Source organism: Bradyrhizobium sp. CIR18, assembly GCF_014198295.1.
In the GTDB taxonomy this organism is placed as follows: Bacteria; Pseudomonadota; Alphaproteobacteria; order Rhizobiales; family Xanthobacteraceae; genus Bradyrhizobium.
In genome coordinates this window covers 74,395-85,555 of sequence record NZ_JACIHF010000023.1, presented here as the reverse complement: position 1 = coordinate 85,555, position 11,161 = coordinate 74,395, and the positions used below count along the sequence as shown (strand labels likewise).

General features: G+C 67.9%; 9 protein-coding genes. 5 read left to right on the top strand and 4 right to left on the bottom strand.

All coding sequences use genetic code 11. The features are described 5' to 3' along the window. Nucleotides 1–283: 283 nt before the first annotated feature. The 4 genes from GGD65_RS37590 to GGD65_RS37575 are packed head-to-tail and all read right to left on the bottom strand — an operon-like array spanning nt 284 to nt 7,104. Entirely contained in the window at nt 284–2,347 is a 2,064-nt protein-coding gene (locus tag GGD65_RS37590) for a hypothetical protein (protein WP_183238458.1), read from the bottom strand. A gap of 7 nt (nt 2,348–2,354) precedes the next feature. Next, nucleotides 2,355–5,165, bottom strand: a complete 2,811-nt coding sequence (locus GGD65_RS37585; protein ID WP_183238457.1) for a DUF4159 domain-containing protein — start codon at nt 5,163–5,165, stop codon at nt 2,355–2,357. Beyond that, a complete protein-coding gene (locus tag GGD65_RS37580; RefSeq protein WP_183238456.1) occupies nt 5,162–6,106 on the bottom strand; it encodes a DUF58 domain-containing protein in 945 nt (314 codons plus the stop codon). Before GGD65_RS37580 ends, GGD65_RS37585 begins: the two co-directional genes overlap by 4 nt. Beyond that, entirely contained in the window at nt 6,106–7,104 is a 999-nt protein-coding gene (locus GGD65_RS37575; RefSeq protein WP_018323293.1) for a MoxR family ATPase, read from the bottom strand. The genes GGD65_RS37580 and GGD65_RS37575 overlap by 1 nt, the downstream gene beginning before the upstream one ends. 269 nt (nt 7,105–7,373) lie before the next feature. Between GGD65_RS37575 and GGD65_RS37570 the strand changes: the two genes are divergently transcribed. Genes GGD65_RS37570 through GGD65_RS37550 form a run of 5 tightly spaced genes read left to right on the top strand, consistent with a single transcriptional unit; the run spans nt 7,374 to nt 10,959 of the window. After that, nucleotides 7,374–7,985, top strand: coding sequence for a DUF1285 domain-containing protein (locus GGD65_RS37570; RefSeq protein WP_183238455.1), 612 nt, complete (start codon nt 7,374–7,376; stop codon nt 7,983–7,985). Next, nucleotides 7,982–8,653 (top strand): CoA pyrophosphatase, encoded by a 672-nt coding sequence (locus GGD65_RS37565; RefSeq protein ID WP_183238454.1) that lies wholly within the window; start codon nt 7,982–7,984, stop codon nt 8,651–8,653. Before GGD65_RS37570 ends, GGD65_RS37565 begins: the two co-directional genes overlap by 4 nt. Continuing rightward, nucleotides 8,650–8,913 (top strand): DUF6111 family protein, encoded by a 264-nt coding sequence (locus tag GGD65_RS37560; RefSeq protein ID WP_018323296.1) that lies wholly within the window; start codon nt 8,650–8,652, stop codon nt 8,911–8,913. Before GGD65_RS37565 ends, GGD65_RS37560 begins: the two co-directional genes overlap by 4 nt. Before the next feature lie 10 nt (nt 8,914–8,923). Further along, on the top strand, nt 8,924–10,192 hold the full coding sequence (locus GGD65_RS37555) for a CCA tRNA nucleotidyltransferase (protein WP_183238453.1): 1,269 nt from the start codon (nt 8,924–8,926) through the stop codon (nt 10,190–10,192). Further along, nucleotides 10,189–10,959, top strand: coding sequence for a sulfite exporter TauE/SafE family protein (locus tag GGD65_RS37550; RefSeq protein ID WP_183238452.1), 771 nt, complete (start codon nt 10,189–10,191; stop codon nt 10,957–10,959). Before GGD65_RS37555 ends, GGD65_RS37550 begins: the two co-directional genes overlap by 4 nt. The last annotated feature ends 202 nt before the right edge of the window (nt 10,960–11,161 follow it).

Sequence of the window (11,161 nt, the reverse complement as noted above, 5' to 3'; positions counted from 1 at the left end):
CCGGATCGCGCTTCCCTCCGGCGTAAAATCAAGCGCGCTGGCTGGGACAACGCATTCCTCTTGGCCACCCTCAGCCATATGCGATAGCCCTGCCCCTTTGGGGGAGGGGCAGGGAGGGGGGTGCCACACGGGGACTCTTACCGTCGCGCACAGGCCCGATGCATCGTCAACAACCGGCCCCTTTTCCTGGGCTACCCCCCTCCCTAGCCCTCCCCCACAAGGGGGGAGGGAACGCACCGCCGTCGCGGCGCTACGCGAGTCTCGTTCAACAAGCTTCGGGCAACTACCGCCCCTCGCGGACCCAGGTCGCAGCAAACGCGCCGAGTAGCAGCAGCAGGCCAATCAACCCGGCAAAGATCGGCAGCACGCCGACACCCTTGACGACGCTGGCATCGCGCATCCGCACCCCCATCCAGCCGTCGCCGGCGAAGACGCTGGCCGAGCGCACCGGCAGGATGCGCGGCAGCTCGACGTCGGCGCCGCTGGCCACGCGCACGGCGTTGCCGCCGGTCGCCTGCGTCAGCGGCTTCAACGTGTCGACGGTGGAGGTGACCTCCGAAAACTCCTTCGGATTGGTCGGGCCGACATTGATCAGCGCCTTCAGCGTGCCGTCGGTGGCCTGCCACAGGCCGAGCTCGCTTGCGGGAAGGCTGGCGCGCCATTCGCCGGGATCGCCGGGGCTCAGCGTCAGATCCTGCGACGCGCCTGATGGCGAGGTCACGCTCACCGGCTGGACGCTGTCGGCCATGGTCTGACGCACCACGACGAGGTTCTTGCCCTGCACCTGCAGACGCAACGCCTCCTCGTCGAGGTCCGGCTGCTTCATCAGCCAGTGCGACATCCGCCTGAGCAGGTCCAGATGCGGGCCGCCGCCCTCATAGCCGCGCGCCCACAGCCAGATGTGGTCGGAGAGCAGAAGCGCGACGCGGCCCTCGCCGAAGCGCGACAGGAACAGAAGCGGCTTGCCGTCGGCTCCCGTCATCACCGGCGGGTTGACGGAATTGCGGGTGTCGACGGTCCTGAAGAAACGGCTCCAGCGCGGCGGCTCGCTGGCGGAGCCCTCCAGGGCGCGCGTGACGGGGTGGCGCTTGCCGATGTCGGACAGGTGCGCATAGAACGGCTTTTCCGTCACGCCCACGGGCTCTGCCGGCAGCACCGAATCCAGTGGCGTGCGCCAGATGCTGGTGTTGGAGGCGTAGTCGGGGCCGGCCGAGACCAGCACCGCGCCGCCGCCGCGGACATAGCGCGCGATGTTGTCGAAATAGGCGATCGGCAGCACGCCCTGGCGGGCGTAGCGATCGAAGATGATCAGCTGGAATTCGTTGATCTTCTGCTGGAACAGCTCGCGGGTCGGAAACGCGATCAGCGACAATTCGTTGATCGGCGTGCCGTCCTGCTTCTCCGGCGGACGCAGAATGGTGAAGTGGACGAGATCGACGCTGGCGTCGGACTTGAGCAGATTGCGCCAGGTTCGCTCGCCCGAATGCGGCTCGCCCGAGACCAGCAGCACGCGCAGCTTGTCGCGCACGCCGTCAATGGCAACGACGGCGCGGTTGTTCACCGGCGTCAGCTCTCTCTCGAGCGGCGAGGCCTCGATCTCGACGATGTTGGGGCCGGCATGCTTGATGTCGACGTCGACGCTCGCGGCCTGGCCGCTCGAGAGCGTGCGCTCGTTGATGACCTCGCCGTCCCTGCGGATCGTGACCTTGGCGCGCTCGCCGGAGACGCCCTGGTCGTCGAGGCGATAGCTGATGGTCTGGGTCTGGCCGACGATGCCGAAGCGCGGCGCCGCCGTGATCGCGATGCGGCGGTCGCGCTCGTCCTTCTGGCCGGTGATCAGCGCATGCACGGGCGCCTGGAAGCCGAGCGCCGTGGCGCTGGCCGGAATGTCGTGGACGCGGCCGTCGGTGATCAGGAACGCGCCGGCGACACGGTCGACCGGCACGTCCGACAAGGCCGAGGCGAGGGCGCCGAACAGCTTGGTGCCGTCGGTCTCGCCGTCGGCCTGTCCGGCCTCGACGACACGGACCTCCAGCCCCTTGACCTTCTTCAGGCCGTCGACCAGCGCCTCCTGCGCTTGCGCAGCCTCGCGATTGCGGTTGCCGAAATTCTGGCTCGGGCTCTTGTCGACGACGACGGCGGCAACCGAGGTGAGGGGATCGCGGTCCTCGCGGGTGAAGGAGGGATTGGCGAGCGCGAGCAGGAACAGCGCCAGCGCGGCCACGCGCACGGCGGCGCCGCGCGCGCGCGCAACCAGCAGCAGAAGCGCGATGACGACGATCGCGGCGAGCGCGAGCCACAGCACGATCGCGGGAACAAGCGGCGTGAATGCGATGCCGTAATTCATATCGGTCCTATTGCCCCAGCCGTTCGATCAGGGCCGGTGCGTGCACCTGGTCGGCCTTGTAATTGCCGGTCAGCGTGTACATCACGATGTTGGCGCCGGCGCGGTAGGCGAATTCGCGCTGGCGGGTGTCGCCGCCGGTCACCGGCAGCATGGCCTGGCCGTCGGGCCGCACCGCCCAGGCGCCGGCAAGATCGTTCGAGGTGATGATGATCGGCGATACGCCGTCACCGCCGCGCGCCGGCCGCTGCGCGCTGTCCTCGTCCTCGTCCTCGTCGCGCGGCAGGGTCTCGACCCAGGTCTGGCCGGTGACGAATCGACCGGGGAAGTCGCGCAGCAGGTAGAAGGTCTTGGTCAGCACGTGCTCGCGCGGCACCGGCTCGAGCTCGGGCACGTCGAGCGAGGACAGGATCTCGCGCAGCGTCCGCATGCCCGGGGTCTGCGCCGCGCCGTTGGCGCCGGGCGGGGCTTCGATCGCGTCGCGGGTGTCGAACAGCACGGTGCCGCCCTGCTTCATGTAGGCGTCGATCTTGTTGATGGCGTCCTGCGGCGGCTTCGGCGCGCCCGGCACGATCGGCCAGTAGATCAGCGGGAAGAAGGCGAGCTCGTCGCGCGCGGGGTCGATGCCGACGGGATCGCCGGCCTCGAGCGCGGTGCGCTGCGCCAGGAACAGCGTCAGTCCGTTCATCCCCGCTTTTACGATGGAATCGACGTCGGCATTGCCCGTCACGACATAGGCGAGGCGGGTCTGCGACGTCGCCTTCATCGCGAAGTCGTCCGTCGCGCTGTCGGCGCGTGACGGCGTTGGCGAGAGCGAGGCGAACAGCAGGCCAAGCACGATCATCGCGGGCGCGGCGCGTCGGCGCAGCAGCGCGGCGATCCCGCCGCCGAGCACCGCCACGATGATGGCATCGACCAGGAACAGCGCGAGCGCGGTCGACAGCAGCCAGCCGCGCAGGTCCCGCGGCTCGGCATTGGTGTAGGTGGCATGCCGGGCGCGCAGGCTCGCGGTGTTCAGCGCGGCGATGCGGTCGGCGCTGGCAAGCGTGTTCACGGCGAGCGGTCCTTCGGCCGGACCATAGAAGCCCGGCGGATGATCTGACGTGGCCCGGTCGCGGTAATCCGCGGGCAACGGCTTTGCCGTGGCCGGCGGCGGCCCGAAGGCGCCGAAGCCGTCGAGGATGTGCAGCGGGGCCACCGTCTCGGTGGTGGCTTCGCCGGCAACGCCTGCGCCGGGCTTGGACGTGTAGCCGGACATGTCGACCACCCGCCGCAGCATTTCGACGAAGGTGCCCGACATCGGTAGATCCGACCAGCGCATGTCGGCGCTGACGTGGAACAGGCTGACGAGGCCCTTGCCGCGATGCTCGCCGGTGACCAGCGGCGTGCCGTCTTCCAGCGAGGCCCAGCTCTTGGTGGCGAGCACCGCATCGGGCTCGGCCAGCACCTGGCGGCTCACGGTGACGTCCTTGGGGACGGCGACGCCGGCAAACGGGCCGTCGGCCGCGAAGGTCGCAAGATGCTGCGGCTTCTCCCAGGTCAGGCTGCCGCCGAGCGTGCGGCCGCCCTTGCGCAGCTTGACCGGCACGAGATCGTCCTCGGCCTGCGCCAGCCGGGGACCGGCGAAGCGCACCAGCACGCCGCCCTGGTCGACCCAGGCATTGAGGCGCTCGCGCAGCTCCGGCGCGATGGTGCCGACATCGGCGAGGATGATCATCGGCAGCTTCTGGTCCAGGAATTGTGTGATGCCCTGCTGCGGCGAACCCTTGTCGGCGAGCCTGACGTCGGCGAACGGCGCCAGCGCGCGGGCGAGATAGAAGGTCGGCGCCAGCAGCGGCTGCGCGGTCTCGCTGGTCGCACCCGAGACGATGCCGATGGCACGGCGGCGCCAGCGCTTGTCGAGCAGCTGCACCGCGCCGGCGGAGCGCTCGCCCGATATCTCGAGCCGCGTGATGTCGTTGCGCAACTCGACCGGCAGATCGAACGCGGCGTCGGTCTCCTTGTCCTGCGGGCCGAACGCATAGCGGGCCTCTCCGATCGGCGAGGCCTTCTGGTCCAGCGCGCGCACGGTGCCCATGGCGATGCCGCTGTCGGTGCGCAGCACCTTCACCGTCATTTTCGCCGCGGCGTTCTCGGCCGCGACCAGCGCCAGCGGCGAGGAGGTACCGCCTTCGAACACGGTCAGGCTGCGATCTCCGATGGTCTTGCCGAGGCCAGCCACGAAGTCCTCGCCGCGGCCGGTATCGACGCCGTCGGACAGCCAGGCGATCTCGCAGTCGCCGGTGGCCTTCAGGAAGCGGTCGACCGCAGTCAGCGTCTCGACGCGGTCGATCGAATAGGGCTTTGGCGCGAGCTGCCGCAGCGCGACGCGCGCGGCGCCCGCCGGCATCAGGGTGATGTCGCGGTTCGGCTCGGACAGCGGCACGAGCGCGATGGCGCGACGGTCGTTGTCGGCATTGGCGATCAGCTCGTCGGCGGCCCTGATCCTGATGTCCCAGTGCGACGCCGCGCTCCAGCCGTCGTCGAGCATGATCATCAGCGGCGCCTTGCTGTCGGCTGCGCCTGTTTGCGGATTCCAGATCGGGCCGGCGGCCGCGAAAATGACGAGAGCCGCAGCGAGGAGACGCAACGCGGTCAGCCACCAAGGCGTCCGCGAGGGCGTCTCCTCCCGCGGGGCGATGTCGAACAGCAGGCGCGTCGGCGGAAACTCGATGCGGCGCGGGCGCGGCGGCATCACGCGCAGGAGCCACCACAGCACGGGCAGGCTGACGAGGCCGATCAGAAGCAGCGGTTCGGTGAAGGCGAGCGGCAATCCCATCATGCGGCCGGCCCCGCCTTGATCGTCGTGGTGCGGGCGCCTGATTTGCTCACCTGCATGCCGGCATGCAGGAACAGCAACAGCTCAGCGGCGGAACGGTCGGTGGCATGCGTAGTGAACAGCCAGTCCAGCTTGTTGGTTTCGGCGCGGATCTGGTCGCGGTGCAGCGCGAGCCGCGCGGTGTAATCCTGCGCCCAGCTCTCGGCACGGCCGGCGGTGATCACGCCGAAGCCCTCGGGCTCGACGAACTCGACGCGGCCGGAATAGGGGAACGACTCCTCGGCGGGATCGACGACCTGCACCAGGGTGCCATGCGCGCCCGAGCCTGAGAGGCCTGCGAGTGTCGTCTTGATCTCCGTGATCGGCGACCAGAAATCGGACAGCACGATGATCTCGGCCAGCGCTGCCGGCACGAAGGACGGCGGCAGGCTGAGGCGGTCGGCATCGTCATGCAGCATCGCCTGCGCCATCTTGTCGATCACGCTGCGGCTCGCGGTCGGCGCCATCAGGCCGGGAATGCCGACGCGCTCGCCGCCGGACACCAGCAGCTCGGCCAGCGCGAAGGCGACGATCAGCGTGCGCTCGAGCTTGGACTCCCGCGCGGTCTTGGAGGCGAACGCCATCGACGGCGAGCGGTCGGGCCAGATCCACACCGTATGCGAGGCTTCCCATTCGAGCTCGCGGACATAGAGATGGTCGTCGCGCGCCGAGCGGCGCCAGTCGACGTTCTGCGCCGGCTCGCCGGAGACGAAGCGGCGGTATTGCCAGAAGTTCTCGCCGGAGCCGGCGCGGCGGCGGCCGTGAAGGCCGTGGATGACGTTGGCGGCGATGCGGCGGGCTTCGAGCACCAGGCGCGGCAAGGAAGCAGCGAGCGTGCGGCTTTCGCCATCGGCACGTCGGATCGCAATGATCTCCTTCGCTGCGTGCCCGTTCTCCGCTGCCATCAACCGATCCGTGTCTTCAATTGCCGGATCACGTCCGGAATCGTGCGGCCTTCGGCGCGCGCCTGGAACGTCAACGCCATGCGGTGCTTCAGCACGGGCTCGGCGAGGTCGAGCACGTCGTCCACCGAGGGCGCCAGCCGTCCGTCGATCAGCGCACGCGCGCGCACCGCCAGCATCAGCGATTGGCTGGCGCGGGGGCCGGGGCCCCAGGCGATGAACTTGCCGGCTTCGCCGGCGTCAGGACCCGGGCGGGCCGAGCGCACCAGCGACAGGATCGCCTCCACCACGGAATCTCCGACCGGCAGGCGCCGGATCAGCCGCTGCGCCGTGATCAGCGCGTCGGCGGTCATCGAACCCCTCGCCAGCGTTTCCTCGGCGCCGGTGGTTTCGAACAGGATACGGCGTTCGGCGTCGCGATCGGGATAGTCGACGTCGATCTCCATCAGGAAGCGGTCGAGCTGCGCTTCGGGCAGCGGATAGGTGCCTTCCTGCTCCAGCGGGTTCTGCGTCGCGAGCACGTGGAACGGCTTCGGCAGATCGTGGCGCGCGCCGGCCACGGTGATGTGCTGCTCCTGCATCGCCTGCAGCAGCGCCGATTGCGTGCGCGGGCTGGCGCGGTTGATCTCGTCGGCCATCAACAGTTGCGCGAACACCGGACCTGCGATGAAGCGGAAGGCGCGCCTCCCCGCGGTGCTCTCATCCAGCACCTCGGCGCCGAGAATGTCCGACGGCATCAGGTCCGGCGTGAACTGGATGCGCTTGGCATCGAGGCCGAGCGTCACGCCGAGCGTCTCGACCAGCTTGGTCTTGGCAAGGCCGGGCACGCCGATCAGCAGTGCGTGGCCGCCGGAGAGGATGGTGACCAGCGTGTTCTCGATCACGCGATCCTGGCCGAAGATGACGGACGCGATCGCATCCTTCGCCGCGCGAATCTGGCTCGACACCTGCTCGGCCGAACGAACGATCCCGTCCTCGAGTTTCTCGACACTCTCCGCCATTCGTTTAGCTCCTTCAGCGCGCCATGCGGCTTGCGTCGCGATGTCATCGCATCACGCCAGGCCATCACGCTAGATCATGGGCCTATGCTAGACTTGCAGGAAGGCCATGTATTCGTTGAATTAACCTATCCCCACCTTATCGGCTTCGGGTTATGTACGGCATCACGAAGTGGCGACCTCCCCCACCGGACTAATCCGGGGTGGAACCGTGCACCCGAGAACAACGTAGACCTGCACCAATCGTGCCAAGGACAAAGTCAGGGCAAACCATGGCGAACCAAGGGCAGAGCGCGGATCGCGGTCTCGAGGGACTGACTGCCGCCGCCAAAAGTGCTGCCAATGCCGAAGGCGCCAAGAAAGGCCTGCCTCCGGTGCATCTGTGGAATCCGCCGTTTTGCGGCGATCTCGACATCCGAATCGCCTCCGATGGTACTTGGTTCTACTTGGGGACGCCAATCGGGCGCCCCGCTCTGGTGCGGCTGTTCTCGACCATCCTCAAGCGCGAGGGCGACAAGCATTTCCTGGTCACGCCGGTGGAGAAGGTCGGCATCCGCGTCGACGACGCGCCCTTCATGGCGGTCGAGATGCAGAAGGACGGCGAGGGCAACCATCGCGTGCTGCGCTTCCGCACCAATGTCGATGACTGGGTCACCTGCGATGCCGCGCACCGGCTGCGTTTCGAGCAGGCCAAAGACGGCGGGCTGACGCCCTATCTGCATGTTCGCGCCGAGCTCTGGGCCAAGGTCACAAGGGCGCTCTATTACGATCTGGTTGACATGGGTGAGGAGCGGATGGTCGATGGCCAGCCGATGTTCGGCGTCGAATCATCAGGCGAATTCTTCCCCATGGCCGATGCGGAGCAGGTGAGGGCCGCGCTTTGAACAAGCCTATTCTAACGACCGATCCGGTCCCGCTCGGCGCGGCGGATTTCTTCGCCCGCTCCAGGGCGAAGCTCGGCTTCGGCGTTCCGCTCGGCCTCTACGATCCGAACATCATTCCCGCCTCGGGCGATCCCGGCACCGACAAGATGCTCGAGATCGTCGCGCGCGAGCAGCCGGTGCGCCCCGCGGCGGTCCTGATCGCGGTGGTCGATCATCCCGAGCCGACCATCTTGCTGACGCAGCGCTCGGCGCATCTCAACGACCATGCCGGCCAGATCGCTTTCCCCGGCGGCAAGATCGACGCCACCGACGCCTCGCCGCTGGATGCGGCACTGCGCGAGGCCGAGGAGGAGGTCGGGCTGTCCAGAGATTTCGTCGAGCCGATCGGCTATCTCGATCTCTACGGCACCGCCTTCGGCTTCCGCATCCTGCCGACGGTCGCCAGGGTCAGGCCCGGCTTCGAGCTCACCATCAACCATTCCGAGGTTGATGACGCGTTCGAGGTGCCGCTATCCTTCCTGATGAACCCGGTGAACCATCAGGTGCACAGCAAGGAATTCCGCGGCATGGAGCGGTTCTACTACGCGATGCCGTTCGCGGAACGCTACATCTGGGGTGCGACGGCGGGCATGCTGCGTGTGCTGTATGAGCGGATCTATTCATCATGATCCGGACGGTTCTGACCGAGATCGGAATCTTCCTCATTCCCTTTGCCGTCTACGCGTTGTTCCTGGCCGCGACGCGGTCCGGCCTGTTCGCGCGTTCCTCCTGGCCGGTCGCGGTCGTCGCGCGCCTTGCGCTGGCGGCGATCGTGCTGGTGATCGCGGGCCTGATCGGACTTGCGCATTTCTCCGGCGCCGCGCCGGATTCGACCTACGTTCCCGCCCATATCGAGAATGGCCGGCTGGTGCCGGGCGTGGAAAAATAGGGGCCGCACGATGAGCGCGGAGCCGATACTTGCGCCAATTCTTGCCGATGCGCCCTGGCTGACCGCAGGGGGGACCGCGTGCGTCCTGCAATTGCTCAACTCTGGCGGCGAGGAAGCGCGCGTGGTCGGCGGCGCCGTACGCAACGCTCTGCTCGGTCTTCAGCCCGGCGACATCGACATCGCGACCACCGCGCGGCCGGAGGAGGTGATCCGGCGCGCCAAGGCTGCCGGCATCAAGAGCGTACCGACCGGCATCGACCACGGCACCGTCACGCTGGTGATCGACAGCCACCCCTATGAAGTCACGACCCTGCGCGAGGACACCGAAACCTTCGGCCGCAAGGCCAAGGTCGCGTTCGGCCGCGACTGGGTCAAGGACGCCGAGCGGCGCGACTTCACCATGAACGGCCTGTCGGTCGATGCGGCAGGCGTGGTCTACGACCATGTCGGCGGCATCGCGGATGCCAAGGCGCGTCGCGTGCGCTTCATCGGCGATCCCGACCAGCGCATTGCCGAGGATTATTTGCGCATCCTGCGCTTCTTCCGCATCCACGCCGCCTTTGGTGCCGGCGATCCCGACCGCGACGGCTATCTCGCCTGCATCCGGGGGCGTGAGGGTCTTGCCAGCCTCTCGGCCGAGCGCGTGCGCATGGAGATGCTGAAGCTGCTGGTGGCAGCTCGCGCCTCCGCGGCCGTGCTGGCCATGGCCGATGGCGGATTGCTGCAGGCGCTGATCGGCGGCGTCGCCTATACCGGGCCGCTGTCGGCGATGATCGCGATCGAGCGCGAACTCGGCCTCGCTGCAAGCAGCACGCGGCGCCTAGCCGCGCTGACCGTTGCAGTGACCGAGGACGCCAAGCGCGTCGCCGCGCGCTTGCGGCTCTCCAATGCCGAGACCAAGGCACTGGATTCGATGGGCCACCGCTGGTGGCGCTTCACGACCAAGGACGAGGCCAACGCGCGGCGTCTGCTCTATCGGCTCGGCCCCGAGCGTTATCACGATCGTGTGTTGCTCGGCTGGGCGCGGGCCGGCGGCGACGTCACCTCGATGCGCTGGCGCGCTCTCGCCGAGCTGCCGCAGCGCTGGACTGCGCCGAAATTTCCGCTGAAGGCCGCCGACTTCATCGCCCGCGGTCTGGCCGAAGGACCCGCGCTCGGACATGTGTTGACGCTCGCCGAGGACGCTTGGCTTGCGGCGGATTTTCCCCTAGAGGAAGCCGCACTCGCTTCCATCGCCGATCAAGCTGCGGCACGAATCAGCCGCGACGAGAGAACGTGACCATCGTCTCAGGCTTCGCCGACATCTCGATCTTTCAGCTCCTGCTGGTCGCGTTGATGGCGTTGTTTGCTTCGATCATCGGTGGTCTCGCCGGCTACGGCACCGGCGCCCTGATGCCGCTGGTGCTGGTGCCGCTGGTCGGCGCCGAGCCCGTGGTGCCGATCATCGCGATCTCCGCACTCTTCACCAATTCCAGCCGAGCCGTTGCCTATCTGCGCTATGCCGACCGTCGCCGCGCGCTGATCGTGCTCGCCTGCGCAGCGCTGACGACCGCGCTCGGCGCCTACGGCTACACGCGTCTCACCAATGCGGGCGCGGCGTTCGTGATCGGCTCCATGCTGATCCTGAGCGTGCCGCTGCGCCGCGTGCTCCGCCGCCGAAAGGTCAAGATCGGCGACAGCGGCCTTGCCGCTGGCTCAGTCGGCTACGGCGTGCTGGTCGGAGGCACCTCGGGCTCCGGCGTGATCCTGCTATCGCTGCTGATGGCCGCCGGCCTCGAAGGCGCCGCCGTGATCGCAACAGACGCGATGATCTCGCTCGGCACCGGCCTCATCAAGATCTCGGTGTTCGGCCTCGCCGGCGCAGTCACCGCGCAGGTGCTCGCCTTCGCGCTGCTGATCGGCGCGATCGCGATCCCCGGCGCGTTTCTCGCAAAGGCCTTCGTCGAGCGGATGCCGGTGCACATCCACACCGCGATCCTTGATGTCGCGGTGATCACCGGCGGGCTGGTGATGATCTCGGCGGCGGCGAGGCAACTCGTCGGGTAGATCGGCGTGAGCAGCATCAGCAACGCAAACAGCAGCACCCAGAGGGGCAGCGCACAGATCGGGATTGCATAGATCGGCTGGCAATCGCGAAGGCCGAATTGATCGCGCGCCCGCTTCCGAGCTGAAGCGCAGACGGCCCTGACCCTGACGTTTAATCCATACCGGCAAACGAACGCGGGAAGGATTCCGATCCCCGCAGTTC